At 57.5% G+C, this 21,786-nt stretch carries 25 protein-coding genes; 15 read left to right on the plus strand and 10 right to left on the minus strand.

Annotated features, from left to right (window positions below; translation table 11 throughout):
- Positions 1 to 6 precede the first annotated feature (6 nt).
- From AB4N43_RS00795 to AB4N43_RS00810, 4 genes are all read left to right on the plus strand, one after another.
- Positions 7 to 864, plus strand: coding sequence for a phage tail protein (locus AB4N43_RS00795; protein WP_027923841.1), 858 nt, complete (start codon positions 7 to 9; stop codon positions 862 to 864).
- Positions 839 to 1,045 (plus strand): tail protein X, encoded by a 207-nt coding sequence (locus AB4N43_RS00800; protein ID WP_027923855.1) that lies wholly within the window; start codon positions 839 to 841, stop codon positions 1,043 to 1,045. The genes AB4N43_RS00795 and AB4N43_RS00800 overlap by 26 nt, the downstream gene beginning before the upstream one ends.
- Positions 1,046 to 1,097: 52 nt before the next feature.
- Complete coding sequence (locus AB4N43_RS00805) at positions 1,098 to 2,132, plus strand: phage late control D family protein (protein ID WP_027923842.1); 1,035 nt, start codon at positions 1,098 to 1,100, stop codon at positions 2,130 to 2,132.
- 201 nt (positions 2,133 to 2,333) lie between these two features.
- Positions 2,334 to 3,128 (plus strand): DNA adenine methylase, encoded by a 795-nt coding sequence (locus AB4N43_RS00810; protein WP_027923843.1) that lies wholly within the window; start codon positions 2,334 to 2,336, stop codon positions 3,126 to 3,128.
- Between the two features lie 105 nt (positions 3,129 to 3,233).
- Here the strand turns inward: AB4N43_RS00810 and AB4N43_RS00815 are convergent, their stop codons facing one another.
- Complete coding sequence (locus AB4N43_RS00815) at positions 3,234 to 3,545, minus strand: addiction module antidote protein (protein WP_050590199.1); 312 nt, start codon at positions 3,543 to 3,545, stop codon at positions 3,234 to 3,236.
- A gap of 699 nt (positions 3,546 to 4,244) precedes the next feature.
- Here AB4N43_RS00815 and AB4N43_RS00820 point away from each other — a divergent pair.
- From AB4N43_RS00820 to arsN2, 9 genes are all read left to right on the plus strand, one after another.
- Positions 4,245 to 5,021, plus strand: a complete 777-nt coding sequence (locus tag AB4N43_RS00820; RefSeq protein WP_027923845.1) for a transporter substrate-binding domain-containing protein — start codon at positions 4,245 to 4,247, stop codon at positions 5,019 to 5,021.
- A 64-nt stretch (positions 5,022 to 5,085) separates the two neighbouring features.
- On the plus strand, positions 5,086 to 5,763 hold the full coding sequence (locus tag AB4N43_RS00825; RefSeq protein WP_027923846.1) for an amino acid ABC transporter permease: 678 nt from the start codon (positions 5,086 to 5,088) through the stop codon (positions 5,761 to 5,763).
- Positions 5,760 to 6,494: an amino acid ABC transporter ATP-binding protein gene (locus tag AB4N43_RS00830; protein ID WP_027923847.1), complete on the plus strand. Its 735-nt coding sequence runs from the start codon at positions 5,760 to 5,762 to the stop codon at positions 6,492 to 6,494. The genes AB4N43_RS00825 and AB4N43_RS00830 overlap by 4 nt, the downstream gene beginning before the upstream one ends.
- A 20-nt stretch (positions 6,495 to 6,514) precedes the next feature.
- Positions 6,515 to 7,750 (plus strand): cysteine desulfurase-like protein, encoded by a 1,236-nt coding sequence (locus tag AB4N43_RS00835; RefSeq protein WP_027923848.1) that lies wholly within the window; start codon positions 6,515 to 6,517, stop codon positions 7,748 to 7,750.
- A gap of 36 nt (positions 7,751 to 7,786) precedes the next feature.
- Positions 7,787 to 8,656: a MurR/RpiR family transcriptional regulator gene (locus AB4N43_RS00840; RefSeq protein ID WP_027923849.1), complete on the plus strand. Its 870-nt coding sequence runs from the start codon at positions 7,787 to 7,789 to the stop codon at positions 8,654 to 8,656.
- Between the two features lie 54 nt (positions 8,657 to 8,710).
- Positions 8,711 to 9,607 carry an allantoinase PuuE gene (locus AB4N43_RS00845; protein ID WP_027923850.1) on the plus strand — a complete coding sequence of 299 codons (897 nt, stop codon included), beginning with the start codon at positions 8,711 to 8,713 and terminating at the stop codon, positions 9,605 to 9,607.
- Between the two features lie 60 nt (positions 9,608 to 9,667).
- Complete coding sequence (hydA, locus tag AB4N43_RS00850) at positions 9,668 to 11,104, plus strand: dihydropyrimidinase (protein ID WP_027923851.1); 1,437 nt, start codon at positions 9,668 to 9,670, stop codon at positions 11,102 to 11,104.
- Positions 11,101 to 11,847, plus strand: a complete 747-nt coding sequence (locus AB4N43_RS00855; protein ID WP_027923852.1) for a 2-keto-4-pentenoate hydratase — start codon at positions 11,101 to 11,103, stop codon at positions 11,845 to 11,847. The genes hydA and AB4N43_RS00855 overlap by 4 nt, the downstream gene beginning before the upstream one ends.
- A 160-nt stretch (positions 11,848 to 12,007) precedes the next feature.
- Positions 12,008 to 12,454 carry an arsenic resistance N-acetyltransferase ArsN2 gene (gene arsN2, locus AB4N43_RS00860; protein WP_081743961.1) on the plus strand — a complete coding sequence of 149 codons (447 nt, stop codon included), beginning with the start codon at positions 12,008 to 12,010 and terminating at the stop codon, positions 12,452 to 12,454.
- A 225-nt stretch (positions 12,455 to 12,679) separates the two neighbouring features.
- Here the strand turns inward: arsN2 and AB4N43_RS00865 are convergent, their stop codons facing one another.
- Positions 12,680 to 12,889 carry a hypothetical protein gene (locus tag AB4N43_RS00865; RefSeq protein ID WP_027923854.1) on the minus strand — a complete coding sequence of 70 codons (210 nt, stop codon included), beginning with the start codon at positions 12,887 to 12,889 and terminating at the stop codon, positions 12,680 to 12,682.
- Positions 12,890 to 13,531: 642 nt separating this feature from the next.
- Here AB4N43_RS00865 and AB4N43_RS00870 point away from each other — a divergent pair.
- Entirely contained in the window at positions 13,532 to 13,909 is a 378-nt protein-coding gene (locus AB4N43_RS00870; RefSeq protein ID WP_027922974.1) for a hypothetical protein, read from the plus strand.
- Between the two features lie 782 nt (positions 13,910 to 14,691).
- Here the strand turns inward: AB4N43_RS00870 and AB4N43_RS00875 are convergent.
- From AB4N43_RS00875 to AB4N43_RS00885, 3 genes are all read right to left on the minus strand, one after another.
- Complete coding sequence (locus tag AB4N43_RS00875) at positions 14,692 to 16,065, minus strand: transposase (RefSeq protein WP_460152538.1); 1,374 nt, start codon at positions 16,063 to 16,065, stop codon at positions 14,692 to 14,694.
- A 302-nt stretch (positions 16,066 to 16,367) separates the two neighbouring features.
- Positions 16,368 to 16,514 (minus strand): hypothetical protein, encoded by a 147-nt coding sequence (locus AB4N43_RS00880; RefSeq protein WP_172825944.1) that lies wholly within the window; start codon positions 16,512 to 16,514, stop codon positions 16,368 to 16,370.
- Between the two features lie 112 nt (positions 16,515 to 16,626).
- Entirely contained in the window at positions 16,627 to 17,463 is an 837-nt protein-coding gene (locus AB4N43_RS00885; RefSeq protein WP_059182878.1) for an NAD(P)H-binding protein, read from the minus strand.
- Positions 17,464 to 17,613: 150 nt separating this feature from the next.
- Between AB4N43_RS00885 and AB4N43_RS00890 the strand changes: the two genes are divergently transcribed.
- Positions 17,614 to 18,336 carry a TetR/AcrR family transcriptional regulator gene (locus tag AB4N43_RS00890; RefSeq protein ID WP_050590163.1) on the plus strand — a complete coding sequence of 241 codons (723 nt, stop codon included), beginning with the start codon at positions 17,614 to 17,616 and terminating at the stop codon, positions 18,334 to 18,336.
- A 5-nt stretch (positions 18,337 to 18,341) separates the two neighbouring features.
- Here the strand turns inward: AB4N43_RS00890 and AB4N43_RS00895 are convergent, their stop codons facing one another.
- The 5 genes from AB4N43_RS00895 to modC all read right to left on the minus strand — a co-directional run bounded on the left by AB4N43_RS00895 (position 18,342) and on the right by modC (position 21,785).
- Complete coding sequence (locus AB4N43_RS00895; RefSeq protein ID WP_027922977.1) at positions 18,342 to 18,626, minus strand: hypothetical protein; 285 nt, start codon at positions 18,624 to 18,626, stop codon at positions 18,342 to 18,344.
- 303 nt (positions 18,627 to 18,929) lie between these two features.
- Positions 18,930 to 19,160 (minus strand): hypothetical protein, encoded by a 231-nt coding sequence (locus AB4N43_RS00900; protein WP_007946177.1) that lies wholly within the window; start codon positions 19,158 to 19,160, stop codon positions 18,930 to 18,932.
- Positions 19,161 to 19,293: 133 nt separating this feature from the next.
- Positions 19,294 to 19,515 carry a hypothetical protein gene (locus AB4N43_RS00905; protein WP_027922978.1) on the minus strand — a complete coding sequence of 74 codons (222 nt, stop codon included), beginning with the start codon at positions 19,513 to 19,515 and terminating at the stop codon, positions 19,294 to 19,296.
- Between the two features lie 72 nt (positions 19,516 to 19,587).
- Complete coding sequence (locus AB4N43_RS00910) at positions 19,588 to 20,628, minus strand: DNA topoisomerase IB (RefSeq protein WP_460152836.1); 1,041 nt, start codon at positions 20,626 to 20,628, stop codon at positions 19,588 to 19,590.
- A 77-nt stretch (positions 20,629 to 20,705) separates the two neighbouring features.
- The gene (gene modC, locus AB4N43_RS00915) at positions 20,706 to 21,785 is read right to left on the minus strand and encodes a molybdenum ABC transporter ATP-binding protein (RefSeq protein WP_410921707.1); all 1,080 of its coding nucleotides are present in this window, start codon (positions 21,783 to 21,785) and stop codon (positions 20,706 to 20,708) included.
- Between the last annotated feature and the right edge of the window lies 1 nt (position 21,786).

A 21,786-nucleotide genomic window follows, 5' to 3' on the forward strand; every position in this document is an offset into this window, starting at 1 on the left:
AATGTTATGTCGGATGAAAAAACCTACCTGCAACACTTGCAGGGCGGGCTGAAGTACATGGTCGACGCCGGCGAGGCCGGCCGCACTGACCTGGAGTCGATGACCGGGCCCATGAATGGCGCGCTCAACGAAATCAGCGGGGCGGCGGATGCGCTGGAAGGCTTGCCTTTTATCAGCGAAGACCTCAGTGACAAAACCCGCCGCCTGCAAAGTGCGATCAACTCGGCGCAGGCCAAGATCGGCAAAGTCGCGAGTTTCTATAACCAGACTCAACGATCCCTAGCGCAGTTCGAGCAACACTTTTCCGCGCTGACTGAGCAGATTGGCCGCTTTGGCGCGGCGTTCAATAAGGTCGCCGGCAAGGCCAATGCCGCGCTGGGCAATATCTTCCCTACGGAATGGTTTGCCGGCGACATGTCGCCGATTCCCGACGCGGTGAAGCCGTTCCCGCATCTGCTGATCATCTATCCGCTCAAGGCCAACGAGCGGCCGTATTACTTCAACCTGGACACGGCGGCCTTTGACGAGCTGCGTCGGCAGACGTCGTTTCGCTGGGCCGCGCAGGAACGCCTGACCCGGCGTCCGGCGCAGCAGGCCGTGGGTCAGGGCGAGGAGAAAATCACGATCAAGGGTGCGATCTACCCAAGCTACAAAGGCGGACTGAAGCAACTGGATACGCTGCGCAGCATCGGCGCGAAGTTGTTGCCGCTGAACTTGACCACCGGTTACGGCGAGGTGCTGGGCAACTGGTGCCTGACCAACATCGACGAAGAACAAAGCGCTTTGCTGCCTGGGGCGATCCCGCGCAAGCAGGGCTTTTCACTGGAGTTTGTCCGTTATGGCGATGACTTGCAGAACAGCTGACGGGGATCTACTCGACACCCTGTGCCACCACTATTACGGCCACCTGAACCGCAGCGTCGAAGCGGTGCTGGCGGCCAATCAGGGCCTGGCCGATGAGCCGCAGCCGTTCCGGGCGGGTGTGTTGATCACGCTGCCGGATCTGGTGATCGAGCCCGACAGCGTGATTTCCCTGTGGGATTGATCCCATTACTCAGCCCGCTCAGTGCGGGCTTTTTCTTGTCTGGAGTGCCGACATGCAACCGCTTTTCCGCATCGTCGCCGACGGTGCCGACATCACCACCTTGATCAATGATCGGCTGGTCTCGCTGCAGCTCTCCGATCGGCCCGGTATGGCCTCAGATTCGTTTGAGCTGCGCATTGATGACCGGGACGGCGCGGTGTCGCTGCCCGTGCGGGGCGCGAGTATCGAAGTCTACCTGGGTTATGCCGGCGCCGACCTGACCCGCATGGGCCGCTACACCGTGGACGAGGTGGCCGTTTCCGGCCCGCCGGACACGCTGGTGATCAGCGGCAAGGCCAGCGATATGCGCGGCAGCGGCAAGACCACCCGCAGTGGCAGTTGGGAAGACGTCAGTCTGGCGCAGATCGTCGGCGATGTGGCCGCGCGAAATGGCTGGCAGCCGTCGTGCCCGGTCGAAACTCGTGTGCCGCGCATGGATCAGCTCAATGAATCCGATTTCAACTTCATCACCCGCCTGGCCAAGAAACACGACTGCACCGCCAAGGTGGCCGACGGCAAGCTGTTGGTTCTGCCGCGACAAGGTGGGCAGAGTGCGAGTGGTAAGGCCTTGGGTGTGATCACCTTGCAACGCAATGACGTGACCCGCTGGCAGTTTCGCTTGAGCGATCGCAGTGCCCATCAGGGCGTAAGCACCCAGTACCAGGACCCGGCCAGCGGTGAATTGATGGTATCGCACCTGGACAACCCCAACGTGCCCGAGGGCCTGCCGCCGGTGCATACCGACCGCCATCTCTACCCGGACTGCACGGCGGCCGATGAGGCGGCGAAGGCACGCCTGGCGGCGTTCAATCGTTCGACGGCCTCGGTGCGCCTCGACCTGTCGGGTCGGACGGACCTGTTTGCCGAATGCATGATCGAAGCGCAGGGATTCAAGCGTGGGCTCGATGGTGAGTATTTGGCGGAGTCGGTCGATCACACCTTCACCCCATCCGGGTGGACGGTGTCGGTGGAATGCAACGGCGGTAAGGAGGGCAAGGCCAAGGCGTCAGGGAAGCCGCAGAAAGTCGTACTAAAAGTGCCAGTTTGATGGCCCGGGCGCGTGAGTTGTCCCAGGTCAACGAGGTTTTAATTTCAAAGTAAAGGAGCGGCCAAGCTGAATGCGTCAACATTCAGCCTGGCCACCGTCCCCGCAGATTGTCCCTGCAAGTCCCGCCAAGGCTCCCGCTCTGTGCACAAAGCGGAGCGAGCCTAGCACCTGTTTATTTATACAGTAAAGGTCTTGCTATCTATGTCTACCCCTATTATCCCTTGGATGGGCGGCAAACGCCGTCTGGCCGATCGCCTCATCCCCCTGTTTCCCCCTCACGAATGCTACGTCGAGGTCTTTGCCGGAGGTGCTGCGCTTTACTTTATGCGACCCCAGGCCGCGCCGGTGGAGGTGCTCAACGACATCAACGGCGACTTGGTGACCCTTTACCGCGTGGTGCAGAACCATCTCGAGGAGTTCGTGCGTCAGTTCAAGTGGGCGCTCAGTTCGCGTCAGGTGTTTGAATGGCAGAAAATGACCCGCGTTGAAACCCTCACCGACATCCAACGCGCTGCACGATTCTTTTATCTGCAGCACCATGCCTTCGCCGGCAAGGTGTCCGGGCAGACGTTCGGTACCGCCACCACCGGCCCAGCGATCAACCTGTTACGGATTGAGGAAAACCTCTCGGCTGCCTGGCAACGCCTGTCCGGTACCTACGTCGAGAACCTGCCGTGGCTGGAATGTGCCGAACGCTATGACCGTGCCCACACCTTCCATTATATGGACCCGCCGTACTGGCAGACCGCCGGGTATGGGGTGGATTTTCCGTTTGAGAACTACGAGCGAATGGCCGACTTCATGCGCCGCTGCAAGGGCAGGGTGATGGTCAGCATCAACGATCATCCGGACATTCGCCGGGTCTTTGAAGGCTTTCACTTCGAAACGCTGGACATCCGCTACACCACGACGAATCAGCGGCAAGGCAAGGCTGATGTCAGTGGCGAACTGGTGATCATGAACTGGGAGCCAGCAGCGTTGGGAGGACTATTTTGACGTGACAGCCTAGGTCGTTTCTGCCCATCACGAGAGGCAGAAGTCGGCCCATAGGCGACGTTCATCGGACGGACTCACACGTTTAGCTGCTTTTTTCCGTGGTGTTTATATCCGTGAACTGCCTCCATTTCTGGGAACAGTTGCGACAACGATCTTGACTTTGATGCCTAAGGCCGTGGCCACTTTCAGAACGATAGAAAGGTTCGGATCACCATCCTTAGAAAATGCCCGGTACAGCGTGGCTCTACTAATTCCGGTCTCGCGAGAAAGCCGGCTCATTCCTTTGTCTCGCGCAATTGTGCCCAGTGCAGCAATCAATACGCTCGGATCATTCGCCATCAGACCGCTCTCCAGAAGGGCGGCAAAATCCTTATCACTGATTCGACTGTCCGACTCAACCAAACCTGTGTAATGCATAGCAGCCTCCCCGTGATAAAAGCGTCTCCTAAAGCAATGGCTACGCCAGAGTCGGTGAAGATGCTCATATGAAAATCTAGACCATTCCGGACGCATTAACGCGATGTGCTGGATCTTTCTATCCCGCACTCTGAAATTTAAGTGTTCTGATGTTCCTCGGTCTTAATGACTGATCAGATTCGGAGGGCTGTTACCCGGTTTTGGCCCCATTTCGCTCAGTCGCAAAGGTCAGAAAGCGGTCATGGGCGGCCATTCGGCAGGCGCAGCGGCAGCGGGTCATCCGGCAACGGTTCTTTTGAGCGCGGCATGGGGAGGCTCCTAGGCGAATGAGCGGCCGACGGTGCGTCAAACCAGAGGGCCGGGGGTCGGTATACCAGTCTAGGCGGTGGTGATTTCCGCCGCCAATCAAAAAGGCCCCCGCACCGGGCTGAGGTGGGGGGCCTGTTTTACATAAGCGGCAACACCGGTGACTGTCAGTGGGCTTTTTTGTGGAGGGTGGTTTTGTGCGAGGGGGGATTCATCTATGGCGCCAAGAAGCCTTTGAACGCCACCTTTCGGGAAAGAGAACGCCGGTTTCGGAGCAAAAAATTCACGGACGAAAGGTATTGAAACAAATGCTCCACTGATTTACTCTCGATCCCACGTTGTACGAGATCCACCGCTGTTAGCACCTAATAAAACAAACAATCGGGAGCAAACATGAAAGCGAAAGTGATGTTGGGATTGTTCATGACGGCCGCAGTTTCACTGCCAGCCTGGGCCGCGGACTGGACCGTAGGTGCTAACGTTGGCAACGTGCCCTGGGAGTTTCAGGATTCCAAAGGTGAGTTTGTCGGCTTTGAAGTTGATGTTGTAAAAGAGGTGGCCAAGCGCGCCGGAAAAAGCGTCGAGTTCGTCAATATTCCTTTCAACGGCCTGTTCAGTGCCGTGCAATCCAACCGTGTCGATATCGCGATCTCCTCAATCACCATTACCCCGAAACGCCTGGAGTCGGTAGCCTTTGCGCAGCCTTACTTCGACAGCGACCAGTCGCTCACCGCACTGACTACTTCCAAGGTCAAAAGCCTGACTGACATGAAGGACAAGGTGGTGGGTGTCGACACTGGCTCGACGGGTGACATGTGGATTAACCAACATAAGGATGAGTACAAGTTTGCCGATGTTTCGCGTTATGAAGGGCTATCGCCAGCCATGCTCGATCTGGCTTCCGGGCGAATCGATGGCTACCTCAGCGACATTCCGGCAGTGCTCTACTACATCAAGGACAAGCCGCAATACACCATCATTGCTCGAATCCCTACCGGTGAGCGCTACTCGCTGATGCATGCCAAAGGCTGGGCGATGAGCGATCAAGTCAACGACATCATCAGCAAGATGAAAGAAGACGGCACGCTCGGAAAAATCCACAAACAGTGGTTCGGCGCCGACGCCGATAAAGATTCGAGCACCCTGAAAGTGACAGCCGTCCTCAAGTAAGCCCTGCTGATGATGCATGTAAGTGGCGACACCTGTTCGCCACTTGTATTGACCGAGGTATCCCATGGATCTTTTGCAGACATTCTTCAACTGGAACGTGCTCGTCGATTCGCTTCCGCTGATGATGCGCGGTTTGGGCGTGACCATTTTGCTTGGGGTGGTGAGCATTGCCCTGGGCCTGGTGGGCGGGCTGTTGCTGGCATTGCTGCGGTTGTACTCCTACGCACCTGTTCGAGCGCTTGCGCGTATCTACATCGATATCATGCGCTCCATTCCATTACTGGTTTTGCTGGTCCTCATCTATTACGCGCTGCCCTTTGTCGGCATTCGACTGTCGTCTTTTGCGGCTGCTGCCAGTGCGCTCTCGCTTGTCTCTTGTGCCTACAGTGCGGAGATTTTTCGGTCAGGCATCGAGGCCATTCCCCGTGGCCAGTTCGAAGCATCGGCTTCTCAAGGCATGAGTTTCTTCAACACCATGCGCGACGTGGTTTTGCCGCAGGCTATCCGCATTGTGATGCCGCCCATGACCAGCAATTGCATCAACGTGATGAAAGACACGGCACTCGCTTCAGTCGTAGCGATGCCTGACTTGCTGAAGCAGGCAACCCAGGCGCAGGCGCTGGCGGCCAACCCGACACCGCTGGTGGGGGCGGCCTTGCTCTATCTGTTACTGCTGTTGCCGCTGGTGCAAATGGTCAGCTGGGTTGAGCGTCGTAACGCCTCTGGAGGAAAAACCGCATGAGCACGTTGATCGACATTGAAAAACTCGACAAGTACTACGGCAATTTCAAAGCGTTGAGCGACATCAACCTGCAGGTTGAAGAAGGTGAGGTGGTGGTCATTCTTGGCCCGTCCGGCTCGGGAAAATCGACCTTGATCCGCTGCATCAATCTGCTCGAAGACTACCAGCAAGGCCATATCCGCGTGGCCGGTGAGCGGGTTGAAAACGGTCCGCGACTGAGCGCAATTCGTAGCGAAGTGGGCATGGTGTTTCAGAGCTTCAACCTCTATCCGCACCTCACTGTTCTTGACAATGTATCGCTGGCGCCGATCCGTGTTCGCGGTCTGAGTCGGCGTGATGCGCATGCCAGGGCCAAGGAGCTTTTGCTCAAGGTCGGCATGGGAGATCACGCGCACAAATACCCCAGCCAATTGTCCGGTGGTCAACAGCAACGAGTTGCCATTGCCCGCACCATGGCCATGGAACCTCGCGCAATCCTGTTCGACGAACCGACTTCGGCTCTCGACCCGGAAATGGTTGGCGAAGTACTCGATGTCATGCAAAACCTCGCTCGCTCCGGCGTCACGATGGTCGTGGTCACCCATGAGATGGGCTTTGCCCGTCGGGTCGCCGACCGGGTGATCTTCATGGAAAGCGGACGCATTGTTGAGCAGAACATCCCTGAACCGTTTTTTACCGCACCTAAGGAACCTCGTACAAAAGCGTTCCTGCAGGCCATCTTGCACCATTGAATCCGGCTGGAGAAAGTAGAGTGAATCCTCTCGATATTGATTACGTTCGCAAGCAATTTCCAGGTCTGGCCGATGGTTATGCCTACATGGATAACGCCGGCGGTTCGATGGTGTTGAGCACTGTGGCTGAGCGGGTGTGTGATTACCTGCTGAACAACAGTGTGCAACTGGGTGCGTCCTATCAACCTTCCGTTGTCGCTGGCGAGCGAGTGATGCAGGCGCGTCACTCGGTCATGCAGTTGATCAACGCCGAGCATCCCGAAGAAGTGATCATGGGCGGCTCGACTACCCACTTATTGCAAATTCTGTGTCGCGCCATCGCCCCATCAATCGTCCCTGGCGATGAAATCATCGTCACCAATTGCGATCATGAGGCCAACATCGGCCCATGGGTCAAACTGTGCGAAAGCCGTGGTGCGACCTTGCGCGTGTGGCAGGTCAATCCCGACAGTTGTGAGCTGGAGCTGGATGACCTGCAGGTCCTGCTCAATGACAACACCCGTTATGTGGCGATGACTCACACCTCGAACATTCTCGGCTCGGTCAATCCCGTCGCCGAGGTTGCGCGGCGTGTGCATGCGGTGGGCGCCAAGCTGTGTGTGGACGCCGTCGCTTATGCACCACACCGCCTGGTGGATGTTCAGGCCAGCGGCGCCGATTTCTACGTCTATAGCTTCTATAAAACGTTCGGTCCGCACTTCGCCGTACTCTGGGGACGTCGCTATCTGTTGCTGGAATTGCCGAGTCTTAACCACTTCTTTATTGGTCAGGATGTGGTGCCTTACAAATTGCAGCCAGGCAACGTCAACTACGAATTGTCATTCGGCTGCATCGGCATTACCGACTACTTGCTCGACATCAGCACCCGACTTGGTGCACAAGGTAGCGAGCGCCAGTGCATGCAGGCTGCGTTCGATGCCTTCGAGGTGCAGGAAGATTTGCTCGCCGAGCGTCTGCTGGCATTCCTGCGTGAGCGCGATGGTGTTCGGATCATTGGCAAAAAGGACACCCGCAATCGAGTGCCAACGATCAGTTTCGTGGTTGAAGGCGTTCAGTCCGAGGAGGTTGTGCGCAGGGTCGATGAGCACCGGATCGGCATTCGATTTGGTGACTTCTATGCGCGGCGACTTATTGAAGCCCTTGGGCTTGATCAGTTTGGCGGGGTGGTGCGGGTGTCGTTAGCGCACTACAACACGCTGGAAGAAGTCGATCGCCTTATCACTGCACTGGATCAAGCAATCAATGCGTTGCGTTGACCGGCGTACACACTTCTAATTTAACGAGCCTTCACTATGGCCTTACCTGAAACCCTTGCAGAGCTGCGTGACTGTATAGCGGCCCAGCACGAACAACTGACCGGTCGCCTGCGCGATGCTGCCCGATTCCTGATCGACAACCCGCATGAGATCGCACTCAATACGGTGGCCGAACTGGGTAAGCGCTCAAGCATTGCGCCTTCAGCCTATATTCGGTTGGCCCAGGCCCTTGGTTTTGCAGGTTTCAAGGATTTGCAGCGGCTGTTTCGCGCACCGTTGCAGCAGGCTGCCGACACCCAAAGCGAGCGCATTCGGCACTACGGCGGCGAGACGTTGCTGGAGGACCCAAGTGATGTCGGCGCAATTCTGCGTGAGTTCAGCCAGGCCAATATCGTATCTCTGGAACACCTGGCCGAAGGCGGCGAACAGGCCAATATCGAAGCCGCCATCGCCCATTTGCAAGTTGCGCGTACCACCTTCGTCATCGGCATGCGTCGTGCCTTTCCGGTTGCCGCCTATCTGAGCTACGCGTTGAGTCGTGTGGGACGGCGAGCCGTGCACATCAGCGGTGCGGGCGGCACGTTGCCAGAGCAGGTCAGCGCGATTGCCGAAGATGATTTGTTGATAGCCGTCAGCTTTCCGCCGTACGCCAATGACACCATTGAGGCATGTCGTCAGGCGCGGGCCGCAGGCGTGACGCTGGTGGCGATCACTGACAGCGTTCTGAGTCCTATCGGGCAGATGGCCGATACGGTGATAGAGGTCAACGACGCTGAATTACTGGGCTTTCGCTCCCTCACGGCTTCGTTCTGTATTGCGCAAACCCTGGCCATGGGGCTGGCCTTCAGCGATTGGCAAGCGGATAGCACCTTTAGCCATGACCGATTGAAAGATATCGACTGCTAAGTCGCAACTTTCGCCACGTTCTTATTTAACCAGTCACTTCAGGAGAATATCCCGATGGTTTCACCTGCACGCGATTTAGTGGGTTACGCAAGACAACGCCCGCAAGGCACTTGGCCGAATGGCGCACGTTTGGCCATCAGCCTGGTGATCAACTACGAAGAAGGCTCCGAACGCTCGCTCGCCATGGGCGACCCGGACCAGGAATCCATGACCGAGTGGGGCAGTTATTCAATCCCCGATGGCACACGCAATCTGGCGATGGAATCGATGTACGAGTACGGCTCGCGCGTCGGGATCTGGCGAATCCTGGATATTCTCGATCAGCAATCGGTTCGTGCGACTTTCCATGCTTGCGCAGTAGCCTTTGAACAGAACCCTGATGTTGCACGCGCTGCAGTCGCAGGGGGTCATGAAATTTGCAGTCACGGTTATCGCTGGGAGGAAGTGTTTCGCCTGACTGAAGAGCAAGAGCGTGAACACATGCGTCTGGCCATCGAGTCATTCGAGCGCACCTGCGGCAAGCGTCCCGTTGGCTGGTATTGCCGGTACGGTGCCAGCGTCAGTACCCGGCGGTTGGTCGCTGAGGAGGGCGGTTTTCTCTACGACTCCGATGCCTACAACGACGATGTTCCCTACTTTGTCGAGGTCGAGGGCAAGCGTCATCTCGTGGTGCCTTACACCGCCGACGTGAACGATTTCCGCTACTGGAATTCGCCGGGGCTGTCGCAGGCATCGGACTTTTTCGAGTACATGAAAGAAAGCTTTGAAGTCCTTTATGAGGAGTCGGCTGAAGGGCCACGCATGATGTCGATCGGGCTGCATCCACGCATGGTGGGCCGTCCCGGGCGAGTAAGGGCGATCAAGCAGTTCATCGAGTATGCCAAGCAACACGGCGGTGTCTGGTTTGCTACGCGCGAAGAAATCGCCCGTGCCTGGCTTGAACGAACTTGATCAAAAAATTGATGCGTTAGTCCCCACGGCTGGGTCGGTTACTTCTGGAAGAGGCCTGATATGCAACCTTTTGACACGGTGATTCGCAACGCCCGCGTGGTCACCGCCGCGGACACGTTCACCAGCGATATCGGTATTCGTGATGGGCGCATCGTCTCCCTTGGCCTGGACCTGCCGCAAGGTCACCAGGAAATCGACGCGGCAGGCCGGCATGTCACCCCCGGTGGCGTCGACAGCCACGTGCACCTCGACCAGCCGACGGGCGACGGCTCGGTAATGGCCGATGACTTCTTCAGCGGCACGGTCTCGGCGGCCTGCGGCGGCACCACCACCGTCATCCCGTTCGCCTGCCAGCAGAAGGGCGAAAGCCTGCGCGCTGCCGTCGATGACTACCATCGTCGGGCGGGTAACAAGCCGGTGATCGATTATGCCTTCCACCTGATCGTCACCGATCCCACCCCGCAGGTGCTGCGTGAAGAACTGCCGGCCTTGATTGCTGAAGGCTATACCTCGTTCAAGATCTACATGACCTATGATGCGCTGAAGCTGGGCGACCGGGAGACTCTCGAGACGTTGTCAGTCGCGCGCCGTGAGGGCGCCATGGTGATGCTCCACGCCGAGAACAGCGATTGCATCGCCTGGCTTACCGAGCGACTACTGGCGGCCGGGCTGACTGCGCCGCGCTACCACGCCGCGTCGCGGCCGATGCTGGTGGAGCGTGAAGCGACCCATCGTGCCATCGCCCTTGCCGAGCTGGTGGACGTGCCGATCCTGATCGTGCACGTGTCGGGTCGCGAGGCTGTGGAGCAGATTCGCTGGGCCCAGAGCCAGGGGTTGAAGGTGTACGCCGAAACCTGCCCGCAGTATCTGTTCCTGACCGCCGACTCGCTGGGATGTGACGACAGTTTCGAAGGTGCCAAGTGCATCTGCAGCCCGCCGCCGCGCGATGCGGCAAACCAGCAGGTGATCTGGGATGGCCTGGAGAACGGCTCGTTCGAGATTTTCTCGTCAGACCACGCACCCTTTCGCTTCGATGGCCCCAATGGCAAGAAGGCCCACGGTGAAGAGGTGTCGTTCGACCAGATCGCCAACGGCATTCCCGGTGTCGAAACCCGCATGGCACTGCTCTGGTCCGAAGGCGTGCGCAGTGGGCGTATCACCCCGCAAAGCTTTGTTGCGCTGACCTCCACTAATGCCGCCAAGCTGTATGGGCTGTATCCGCGCAAGGGCAGCATCGCTATTGGTGGTGATGCCGACCTGGTGATCTGGAACGAAGGTGAGCCGGTGCACCTGTGCAACGAAATGCTGCACCACAACGTCGATTACACGCCTTACGCCGGCATGACGCTGAGCGCCTGGCCGGCCATGACCCTGTCTCGCGGTGAGGTGGTCTGGGACGGCGAGCCGCGCGGTGAGGCGGGTCGCGGCCGGTTTCTGCCGTGCGAGCGCCCGGCGCCCGCGCAACTGCGCCGACGCAGGACTGAGTTGTCATTGTGAGTGCGGTTGCGCAGGTGGCCGCGACCCTGATTCGTGGTTGGCGTGAGGGGCGGCAACAACCGTTGCCAACCCTGGAACCGGCTAGCGAAGCCGAGGCCTATGCCGTGCAGCACCAGGTGGCGGATGCCCTCGGCTGGTTCGCCTCTGGGCCGCCGGCGGCGTGGAAACTGGGCGGCGCTCCGGGAGGGCTGATCAGCACCGCCGGGGTACCGGCAACGGCCGTACACCCGTCGGGTTGGCAGGTTCCGCCGGGCGATGCCTTCGGTTTCGGGATCGAGGGAGAACTGATCGTGCGCCTGTCGCGTGACCTCGACCCGCACACTGATCTGGCCATGGCCTATGCGGCGGTCGATGTATGGATGCCGGGCATCGAACTGTGTGGAACGCGCTGGCTGCAGGGCGATCGGGCCTCGCCACTGCTTCGGCTGGCCGACCAGCAACTCAACCGCGCGCTGGTACTCGGTGCACCGCGAACGCTTAGGGACATGCCGGACTGGTCCAGGCAACAGGTGGCGTTGCGGGTGGCCGGGGAGCCTGAGTTCGTCGGCGTTGGCAGCCATCCATTCGGTGAGCCGCTGAGTTCGCTGCCGTGGCTGGCGCGTCACGCTGCAGCACTGGGGAACCCTTTGCGTGCCGGTGACCTGGTGGCTAGCGGTAGCTGGACCGGTATCTACTGGGCGCCAGCCGGGGTGCGAGTGGAAGTTGAATTTGCCGGGATAGGACGGGTTACCTTGTCGACTTGATGCGTTTCAAGACTTTGCTCTGGGCATTCCCCCAGGCCCCTCCCGCTACCGGCTGAAAACGACCCAAAGCGGACGAATTCAGGTGCCGTCGTCGATTGATCGGCGATAAGGATTGAGCCTGCTAGCATTGAGTATCAGAGAGCTTATAAGAGCACTGAAAATGCAGATGATTGAAGTAGAAGCGAGCGGTTTGAATCAGCTCCGTGCGTCCCTGAGTCAAGCTGGATTGCCCTACGATGATGTGAGCGATCGCGGGCGGCAGTTTTACCGATTCGACGTGGATGGGGAATTGGTTGCTTATGGAGGGTTGGAGGGTACTGGTCCCGATCTCCTGTTGCGATCTATGGTCGTTTGCGAGCAGCATCGTGGAGCAGGACTGGGTTCGGCGGTGTTGTCGGAACTGGAACAATACGCGGTCTCCCGAGGCGCAGTCCGACTGCATTTGTTGACCCAAAGTGCTGTTGATTTTTTCACGGCCAACGGGTACGAACGGCTTGATAGGGATAAGGCACCTGTCGCAATTTCCCAGACAGCTCAGTTCAAGCATTTGTGCCCTTCGTCAGCAAGCTACCTGCGGAAAACGTTAAGCAGATCCCCTCTGCGCTGAGTGAGTCATCGCGGCGCTACTGGGTCATTATTAGCGAACGCCCGCTTTTGGCCGATTGTTGCCTGTCGCGAAGGGCCGCAGTCGACCCAAAGCCAGTAGCTTTCTAACGTCTTACATGATCGGTTGCCGAGGGCCATCTGTTCGATGGAAGTGTTACCCGGCTGGGCGAGGGCGGCTGCTCAAGTTGGGATGATGGCGCAGGAAACGAGGTAGCTTTATGAGCGATCACTCTGGTGTCATAAGTACCGCGAGTGTCATTTTGATGAACTCTTCGTTCTTGTCGATCGTTTCCAAGGCGCCACGAACATTGCCACCGACCTCGGTCGCACCGCGCTGCTCTACCCAAAGCGTCAGCTCCATGATTGCAGCCTCCAGGGCGAGTTGGTTTTCGTTGATCTTGAATAGCAGGGAAGGGAGCAGGTCATTGTTGGGCATCGCGTTTCCTCCGTGAATGGAAGCAGCGTAGCAGGTGAAATCCGTAGCTTGGAATAATTGTTGAATGGTCGACAGGACGCCAAGGGTGGGATCTGCGCAAAACCTCCTCTGGAGGCCGCGTGTTTCCCTACAGCCCCAGCATGGGGTGTTAGGGGCCAAGGGCCACACAGCGAGCGCTATGGTATGTGTTATCGGCATACCATGATGTAGATTGGTTCGGAGTGAGTGCATACATTAACGCTGAAATGGGACGATTTTTCCGGTCCGCAATCTCTGAAAGGTACGCGGAAACATTGGGTTGGATTGCAGCCAAAAAGGCGTAATTGCGACCCGGAAAAACTATTGGAAGGTGCAGCCTGATTGATTTTCTCTTGGGACTTAAAATCCCCGTGGATGTGAAAAGGCACTCGAAGGCCTATCGCAATGTGGGCTTCGATAAGGTAGTTAAATGGCTGCATTCGACCCAAAGCTGACGGAGGGAAAAAACCGTAGAGTCCTCCAGATCGTGAATGTTCGTTTGGTGATGGATTGCGAAAAATCGCCCTGCCTATGGCCAACAAGTCTTAGAGAAAAACTGCGTTACAGATTGGCTGATGATTAGAATGGGATCAAATTCACCGTGATGTCAGCAAAGGATGCTTTATGCCCCTTTTAACGTGGGATCCTTTTGATTTAATCGCCGTACTCGGCGTCTTCCCCTCCCTGGATGAGTTCGAAACATCACACTGTTACGTTATCGAGCAAGGTACTGTCAGACTGAAATTGACAATTTGGCAATATGATTCTGATGTGGAAATTCAGGTGAGTGAGGCTTCACTACCAAACCCCATTATCAAATACACAATGCTTGGATGCCCCGGTATCCGCGTTGTTGATGACAAGCGCGGTAAATTCTTGGAGTTTGCAGCTTCGAATACTTTCACTGGGCGATACGACGGGTATTCGGTAATTCCCTACGGTTTAAGGTTGTGGGTCGAACCTCAAATTTTGCTGGAGCCGTTCACTTACGCGTCTGCTTAGAGAGAATGGCGGACGGTCATGATTATGCGCTTTTGGCTGTTCTCCGTCGGTTGTGACCGGCTGCTATTGGCCGTTTTCTGCCCGCCGCGAGGGTCAGAAAGCGGCCAGGAGCCGCAGTCAGGATTGATCTCGGCTGGGTTGGTGACGGTGTTACCGTCACGAGCAAAAATAGGGGCCAGTCAGGCGCCGCCCTCCGTGACCGGATGCGACAGCTTGTTGATTTTTCTCAAAGTTAGAGGTTCCCGATATCGTTTAATATCTGAAACGAGCCAGAGAGCGGTGGCTGTGATGCTAGAAGTAGACACCTGTACGGTGACGTGTCCAAATTGCGGCGCTGATCTTCAGCCTGCCCTGCATCGGTTCGCCTCGTTTAAAGACTTACTCAGATTGAAGTGTTTCGAGTGCGGACTGGATGTCACAGGCGACGAAATTCTTCAACTTTATGACTCCCTCGAGTATCAGCTCAGGCAATTCAGACCAAGGGAATAGGCGCATCATGTAATGCTGCTACCTGCTTCAATCCCCGTCTTAGTGAACTCATCTAGCTGTCGCGACCATTTTTCAGTGATGACAATTTCAGGTCGTGATACATAGCTGCCACTGGCGAAAGGCAGCTTCTGGCCGATTCTGTTGAAAAAGTCGGATTTTCAGATCACCTGAACTCAGGCACAGCCACCACCAGAGAACCTACTCACCACATTGAGTGGTTTCTCGGCCCTTCGTTGACCATTGTTGCTTTGTTATTGGGTTAATTTGAGGTTTTTGGCTTAGTGCAGGCGCACCTATCCCGGGGCAGGCGGCCCTTGGGATGTAAGTTTGGCCAGTCGACGCAGGTTCTGTACCGCAGCCGCCAGTGTGAACTCATCGGTCGCGCCTCTCATGCCACGTAGTCGCAAGCGATCCAATTTCAGGATGCGCTTGAGGTGGGCGAACAACATTTCGACCTTCTTACGTTCGTGGCGAGAGCGCACGTACTCCGGCGTCGCCGCGATGCGTCGAGCCACGTCACGAGCGGCTTCATGAACGCTGCGAGCGATCTTGCGAAACGACGTGTTCGGGCAGCACTTGGCTTTCATCGGACACGTCGCGCAGTCAGTCTGTCTGGATCGGAAGATGATGGTGTTGGCTTTGGTGACGTGCGAACGCTCGTTCTTGAAGGCTCGCCATTCGCTACGTAATGCATTGCCAGCCGGGCAGCAGTATTCCTCAGTCTCTTCATTCCAGCGGAAATCGTTGCTCGAAAAACTGTCGTTCTTGCGTTCGGTTTTGTCCCACACCGGCACATGTGGCTCGATGTCCTTTTCCTCCACCATCCAGGCCAGCATCGGCGCGGTACCGTAAGCGGTGTCGCCAATGAGGCGTTCCGGCTTGATGTCGAACTGCGCCTCAACGCGATCGATCATCGTCTTGGTGCTCTCGACTTCTGCGGTTCGATGAGCCGGTGTGGGTTCCACATCCATGATCACGCCGTGCTCGGTATCGATCAGATAATTCGTGGAGTAAGCGTAGAACGCTGGGCCACCTGGAGCTGCGGTCCAGCGGGCTTGAGGATCAGTCAGCGATAGACGCTTCGGTAGCGTTTCGGCCAGAGCCTCTTCATCGAGTGCCTCAAGATACTCACGCACGGCGCGGGTGCTCAGGGCCGGATCGCTCCAGTTGACCGGTTCATCACCCGGTACACCGCGCTGCCGACTCGCATCCGCTTTGATGATGCTGGCGTCCACGGCAAAGCCTTCGCCCTTGACCAGACCGGCGTCCATGCAACGACGCAGCACTTCATTGAACAGCCAGCGAAACAGATCGCTGTCCCGAAAACGGCCGTGTCGGTTTTTGGAAAAGGTCGAGTGATTGGGGACTTCATCTTCAAGGCTCAATCGGCAGAACCAGCGATACGCCAAGTTCAAATGGGCCTCTTCGCACAACCGCCGCTCTGAGCGTATGCCGTAGCAATAGCCCACGATCAACATGCGGATCATCAATTCAGGATCAATCGACGGGCGCCCAATCGGGCTATAGAAGTCGGCGAGGTGATGGCGCAAATCACTCAGATCGAGACACCGATCAATGCTGCGCAGAAGGTGATTGGCTGGGATGTGATCTTCAAGGTTGAACGAGTAAAACAGTCGCTCCTGCCCACTCGATAACTGTCCCATCATGCTGTGTGATCCCCCGCCGGCCAATGAAGCAATTTTGCCGCAGGCCAGACAGGGGAGCTACTTTTTCAACAGAATCGGCCGATTGCTGCCCTTGCGTACTCACTCTGGCGTAACGACCTCAACCCCCCAGCGTTCACAAAATAGTACATTAGTCAGTACATTTGATTCTAAGGTTGTCGGTTGACTCCAATGAATGCGGTGATTTTAAGAATAAATAAGGTTCCGGCTTCGGGCACCATCTAAAATCAAGGGTTTGCGGGCGAAAGCTGATGCAAGCCCTTGTTTGTTTCCGGCTCTTGATTTCAGAATTGCTCCGCAATCACGTTTGAAAACTGCTGCGCTTCTAGCGCCCGATCAGCAACCTTGGCGTTATGGACAAGTCGGCTCAGCGCTGCGGCGATGATGATCGCCAGCAGCGGCCAGTAGATGAAAATCACTTTCAAAAACATGGCGTCACCTCGAACGTTACTGAGCCAAGCCGAATCGGCGTCCCATCATAGTGTCCACAACATGACAGGATGAGTATTGATCTCATTCGGGATGTTTGCCGTATTTATTCGTTCAGCCTTCACTCGCCCAAACCCCCGTATCCGCAGTGCGCCGCACATAATCGCTAAAGTCCCGCGCGGGACGGCCCAGTGCACGCTGGACGCCATCGGCAAGGGGCGTGTTGCGCCCGTCGAGCACCGTTGTGAAGAGGTACAGCACCAGGTTGGTCAACTCGGCTGGAAGGTGCGCCTGTTCCAGCGCCTCTCTATAGGCATCCGGCGGTACGGCGACGAAGCTGATATCGCGGCCGGTCCCTCGAGCAATCTCATCGACCGCCTCGGCAAACGTCAGCGCCCGTGGCCCTGTGAGTTCATAAAGCTGGTCTGAGTGGCCGGGTTGCGTCAGCGCCAGGACGGCAATCTCGGCGATGTCTTCCACGTCGACAAAGGGCTCGGCGATGTTGCCAACGGGAAGGGCTACTTCTCCTTGAACAATCGGCTCCAGAAAATGTGCCTCACTGAAGTTCTGGAAGAACCAGCTGCAGCGAAGGATCGTCCAGTCGACGCCGCTGTTTTGTATGACGCGTTCGGCTTGTTCCGCTTCGGCCTCTCCGCGTCCGGACAGCAGCACCAGTTTGCGGACGCCGCTTTTGACCGCCAGGTCGGTAAACGCCTGAATCGTTTCGACGGCACCCGGAACGGCGAGGTCTGGTTGATAGGAAATGTATACGGCGTCGATGCCATCAAGCGTGGCCTCCCAAGTGCCGCGATCTTCCCAGTCGAAAGGTGGATTGGCGCCACGAGAGCCCAGCCGCACGGGCAATCCCGCATGTTGTAGCCGTTGAGTAATCCTGCTCCCTGTTTTACCGGTCGCACCGAGAATGAGGATGCGGTCTTGAGAGGTCTTCATCGCGTTCATCTCCATCGGGTTAATGTGAGTAACACTCACGTTAAAAAGATGATAAACGCTCACGTTCTGCCGTCAATAAACGAAAGAGCGGAACCGACGTACGGCCATCCCCCCCTTGGGTGGGTTGATAGGCGGTGCTAAGGTGAGTGCATGTCACGTTATCGACCGGGATTCCCACCAGTGCCGAAGAAAACTATCACCGAGCGCGAACAGGCGGTTTCAGAGCCGAGCCGACGCAACCCCACGCAACAACGCAGTCGCGAGCGGCAGGAGCGCATTCTGGCGGTGGCAACAAAACTGATCGCAACCAAGGGCAGCGACTCATTAAAGATGAGTGAAATTGCCGAACGCTCGGAGATTTCGATTGGTTCGCTTTATCAGTATTTTCCGGACAAGAGCTCGGTGATCCGCACGCTGGCCGAACGCTTTAACGCAGAGAGTCGCCGTTGCATAGAAACGGCATTGGTAGCGGTCCAGGATGCGCAAGGGCTGCGTGAGGCCTATTCGGACTTGCTTGAGCAGTATTACAACATCGCTCAGGCGGAGCCTGTAATGCGTGATATCTGGTCGGGGATGCAAGCCGACAAGCAACTGCTGGCGCTGGAACTGGAAGAGAGTCGAGTGGCGGGCAGGTTGCTGGCGGATGCGATGCTTCGTGTGTTTCCAGGCAGTGATACCCAGCAAGTTTGCGATACGGCTTTTTTGATCTGGCAACTGGGCGAGGCGACCATGCGTTTGGCCATCACCTGCGCGCCTGAAGAGGGGCGGCGACTGTTCGAAGCATTCAAGCGTATGTCGCTCGCGGAAGTGATGGCGCCCGCTAGCGCGTTGATCAGCAGTGGGTCGAACGAAGTCGACCCTGCTGTCGAATGAGCCTGTTATACAAAAGGCTGGCCGCTGAAACCACGAGGCAGTCTTTGCAACCCGGCCATGGCGGTTAGCCGTTCAGTCCAGGCTGCGCGCCAGTCATTGGCGGTGTGAGTGGCTTTGGCCTTGCGTGCGGCACGGCGTGTTGCATTGCGTTGGGCCTTGCGCGCTTCCTTGTACGCGTCGGTGTTTCGGCAGCTTCTGCATTTCACGCGGTTCAGTTCCTGGGTGGACGTGAGGTTGCTGCCGTTGTGACCGCAGGCCAGATGCCCGCTGACTTTGTAGTGGGTGACCATGGAACGTCTCCTTCGTGACGTGTGATTGTTTGACCCCGCGCAAACGCCAGCGTTCGATGGCTGCCTGACAGGCAAAAAAAAGGTCTGCATGCGGGCAGACCAAGGTGATTCTTCAAAGGAGTGACTCACTGTAGGGCGCGTGTTGTAAATGCGGCGTGAAAGAAATGTCGCAAAAAAAAGCCCAGCGCCAGGCCGGGTTTGCAGGTGTAGCGGCAGACACTCAGGCAGGCACAATCGCGGTGACGATAAGGTCGCCGTTCATGCGTCCTGAAACAGGCTCTGTTCTCGCGTCGCGTGCCCGACTCATCTGAACCGTGGCAGGGGCGGATCGACAGGTTTTAGCGACGACAGCGTGTTTCGAATCAGGGGAGTGTCTTTTTCGATGTCGTTTAGCCGATCACGAATTCTGAGGGCTGTTGGGTGCCCCCCTTGATGATCGACCCAATCGGCAATTTCCTTGCACGCGGCGGCAAGCCGAGCCTGCCGGGAGTCAAGCAGGGTGAGGAGGGTGGTGATGGACTCTTTTTCGGACATGGAAAACACCTCCGTTGAAGAAACCTGGCAAATGGCAGCAAAAAGCCCGCCAGGTGCGAGCTTTCAGCCGTTGGGGTCGCCGATCCTTCAGCTGTTTTTCAGTATAGACCCGGAATAGACCGGTACCTGTTCATCATCCTTGCCGGGCCATCACTTGCGATGTGGCATTCAGCCGTTGGCATTCCCGTCTGGCATCGGCTTCAGCGTCAAAGCCGTCACCGATGAAACCATGAGTGCGAGTGTCGGCGATGCGGTACCAGACGGCGGCGTCGGGTGGCGGGTGACCGGATTCACCGGCTCGGCGACCATGAATGATGATCTTGTTGCAACGCTTCACAACGAAAATGTCTTCCATGGCGTCACCGCAGCTGATTCTGGTTCAGATCAACTATAGAAGTTCTTTCTGGTCGTGCAAAAAATAGACAGGTCAGTTCGTCGCTTCAGCGCTGGCGATCATGCGCTCAAGGAACATGGCCAGCCCGACTTCCTCTGGCCTGAGCCCTTTACGCAACCTTGGCCGAGGCAACTCTGCCAGAGCGCCGAGCATAAAAGCGTCGAGCACCGCTGGGTGGATGTAGCATTTGCGGCACACCGCGGGCGTGTTGCCTAACTGCCTGGCGACGCTCTTGACCATCTCTACCACCTGGCGTTTGGCGTCGGACTCCGGCTCCCACTGCAATTCGCGCAACACCGACAATGCCAGGACACTGCCTGCCCACGTGCGGTAATCCTTGGCCGTGAAATCCGCGCCGGTGAGGGTTTGCAGGTACGCGTTGACGTCGGCGGAACTGACGGTGTGTCGCTCACCGTTCTCATCCAGATACTGAAACAGGTTTTGTCCGGGGATTTCCTGGCAACGCTTGATGATCCGAGCCAGGCGTCGGTCTCTCACGGTGATCTGGTGCTCGACGCCACTCTTGCCGCGGAACTGAAAGCGGATAGCGCTGCCGTTGACTTCAACGTGACGGCTGCGCAACGTCGTCAGGCCATAGGAACGATTGTCCCGGGCGTACTGCGTGTTGCCGACCCGGATCAGCGTTGCATCGAGCAAGGTGATGACGGTGGCCATGACCTTGTCTCGGCTGAAGCCTGGCGCGGCCAGTAGCGTTTCAAGCTGTTTGCGCAGTTTCGGCAGTGCCAGGCCGAAGTCGCGCAGCCGCGAGTATTTGTCGGCATCGCGCACTTCGCGCCAGCGTGCGTGGTAGCGGTATTGCTTGCGACCACGAGCGTCGCGGCCGGTGGCTTGCAGATGGCCGCGCGGGTCGGCGCAAATCCACACATCCATATAGGCCGGCGGTACGGCGAGCGCGTTGAGGCGTTTGATTTCGTCCGTATCGGTAATGCGCTGGCCCGCCGGATCGAAGTAAACAAACTTTCCACGCAGCAGCTTTCGGCTGATTCCGGGCTGCGTGTCATCGACATAGTGCAGGTCGGGTGGCAGAACATCTGGCAGCGCGGTATCGGACATGGCGAGTCAACCTCGACAACAAATCAGGGGTCAGTACAGCCATTGACCGCGCTCATTTGTCGTTGGTGCCAAAAGACTTAGGCCAGCACTGCCACCGCTTTGATTTGTGCCCAGAGTTGCTGGCCAGGATGCACGCCCAACTGATCCCGGGAGTAGCGGGTGATACGAGACAGTAATGGCGTGCCGGCGGCATTCAGGCGTATCAGCACATGGGCAGCGTTGTCGGCGCTGATTTCACCGATCACGGTCACCGGCAGGCGATTGAGGATGCTGCTTTGCTCGACGCTTCGCAGGCTCAGGCTGACATCGCGCGCCTGAACCTTGCAACGCAGTGTCTGACCCAAGGGCATGGGCGCATGGGCGACGCGAATGCCCAGTTCGGTCTCGGGCAACTGCAAGGTCAGCAACTGATAGTGGGCGTCATACGCGCTGACATGACCCTCGATCACCACGCCCGCATCGTCGCCCAGCGCCAGTGGCAGGTCGAGACGGGCGAGGGTTTCGCCGATGGGGCCGCTGGCCAGCGCCTTGCCTTCGCTCAGCAAGACAATGTGATCGGCCAATCGCGCGACCTCATCCTGCGAGTGACTGACATACAGCACCGGGATGTCCAGCTCATCGTGCAGGCGTTGCAGGTAAGGCAGGATTTCGTTTTTGCGTTGACTGTCCAGCGCCGCCAGCGGCTCGTCCATCAGCAGCAGTTTCGGGCTGGTGAGCAGCGCGCGCGCAATGCCGACCCGCTGCCGCTCGCCGCCGGAAAGGTGCTGCGGGTGACGTTCCAGCAGATGCCCGATCCCCAGCAATTCCGTGGCATGGCCCATGTCGACCCGGCGCTGCTGTTTCGGGATGCGCTTGAGGCCGAATTGCAGGTTCGCCAGCACTGACAGGTGCGGGAACAGACTGGCTTCCTGGAAGACATACCCCAGCGCACGTTTATGCGGCGGTACGAAAATCTTCTTTTCGCTGTCCTGCCAGACTTCATCGTTGACCTGGATAAAACCCTGTGGGGCTTGTTCCAGTCCGGCGATGCAGCGCAGGCAGGTGGTCTTTCCCGAGCCTGAGTGTCCATAAAGCGCGGTCACGCCACGACCGGGCAATTGAAGGTCCACGTCCAGGGCGAACCCCGAATAGCTCAATTGCAGACGCATATCGATCATC

Source organism: Pseudomonas sp. S2_B07 (assembly GCF_054668435.1).

Bases quoted from the DNA above. Each gene is read 5' to 3' on its own strand.
- modC (WP_410921707.1), bottom strand. From the start codon at position 21,785: ATGATCGATATGCGTCTGCAATTGAGCTATTCGGGGTTCGCCCTGGAC.
- AB4N43_RS00865 (WP_027923854.1), bottom strand. From the start codon at position 12,889: ATGCCCAACAATGACCTGCTCCCTTCCCTGCTATTCAAGATCAACGAA.
- AB4N43_RS00840 (WP_027923849.1), top strand. From the start codon at position 7,787: ATGGCCTTACCTGAAACCCTTGCAGAGCTGCGTGACTGTATAGCGGCC.
- AB4N43_RS00905 (WP_027922978.1), bottom strand. From the start codon at position 19,515: ATGGAAGACATTTTCGTTGTGAAGCGTTGCAACAAGATCATCATTCAT.
- AB4N43_RS00815 (WP_050590199.1), bottom strand. From the start codon at position 3,545: ATGCATTACACAGGTTTGGTTGAGTCGGACAGTCGAATCAGTGATAAG.
- AB4N43_RS00880 (WP_172825944.1), bottom strand. From the start codon at position 16,514: ATGTTTTTGAAAGTGATTTTCATCTACTGGCCGCTGCTGGCGATCATC.
- AB4N43_RS00885 (WP_059182878.1), bottom strand. From the start codon at position 17,463: ATGAAGACCTCTCAAGACCGCATCCTCATTCTCGGTGCGACCGGTAAA.
- AB4N43_RS00875 (WP_460152538.1), bottom strand. From the start codon at position 16,065: ATGATGGGACAGTTATCGAGTGGGCAGGAGCGACTGTTTTACTCGTTC.
- AB4N43_RS00820 (WP_027923845.1), top strand. From the start codon at position 4,245: ATGAAAGCGAAAGTGATGTTGGGATTGTTCATGACGGCCGCAGTTTCA.
- AB4N43_RS00870 (WP_027922974.1), top strand. From the start codon at position 13,532: ATGCCCCTTTTAACGTGGGATCCTTTTGATTTAATCGCCGTACTCGGC.
- hydA (WP_027923851.1), top strand. From the start codon at position 9,668: ATGCAACCTTTTGACACGGTGATTCGCAACGCCCGCGTGGTCACCGCC.
- AB4N43_RS00910 (WP_460152836.1), bottom strand. From the start codon at position 20,628: ATGTCCGATACCGCGCTGCCAGATGTTCTGCCACCCGACCTGCACTAT.
- AB4N43_RS00890 (WP_050590163.1), top strand. From the start codon at position 17,614: ATGTCACGTTATCGACCGGGATTCCCACCAGTGCCGAAGAAAACTATC.
- AB4N43_RS00800 (WP_027923855.1), top strand. From the start codon at position 839: ATGGCGATGACTTGCAGAACAGCTGACGGGGATCTACTCGACACCCTG.
- AB4N43_RS00810 (WP_027923843.1), top strand. From the start codon at position 2,334: ATGTCTACCCCTATTATCCCTTGGATGGGCGGCAAACGCCGTCTGGCC.
- AB4N43_RS00830 (WP_027923847.1), top strand. From the start codon at position 5,760: ATGAGCACGTTGATCGACATTGAAAAACTCGACAAGTACTACGGCAAT.
- AB4N43_RS00795 (WP_027923841.1), top strand. From the start codon at position 7: ATGTCGGATGAAAAAACCTACCTGCAACACTTGCAGGGCGGGCTGAAG.
- AB4N43_RS00845 (WP_027923850.1), top strand. From the start codon at position 8,711: ATGGTTTCACCTGCACGCGATTTAGTGGGTTACGCAAGACAACGCCCG.
- AB4N43_RS00900 (WP_007946177.1), bottom strand. From the start codon at position 19,160: ATGTCCGAAAAAGAGTCCATCACCACCCTCCTCACCCTGCTTGACTCC.
- arsN2 (WP_081743961.1), top strand. From the start codon at position 12,008: ATGCAGATGATTGAAGTAGAAGCGAGCGGTTTGAATCAGCTCCGTGCG.
- AB4N43_RS00825 (WP_027923846.1), top strand. From the start codon at position 5,086: ATGGATCTTTTGCAGACATTCTTCAACTGGAACGTGCTCGTCGATTCG.
- AB4N43_RS00895 (WP_027922977.1), bottom strand. From the start codon at position 18,626: ATGGTCACCCACTACAAAGTCAGCGGGCATCTGGCCTGCGGTCACAAC.
- AB4N43_RS00805 (WP_027923842.1), top strand. From the start codon at position 1,098: ATGCAACCGCTTTTCCGCATCGTCGCCGACGGTGCCGACATCACCACC.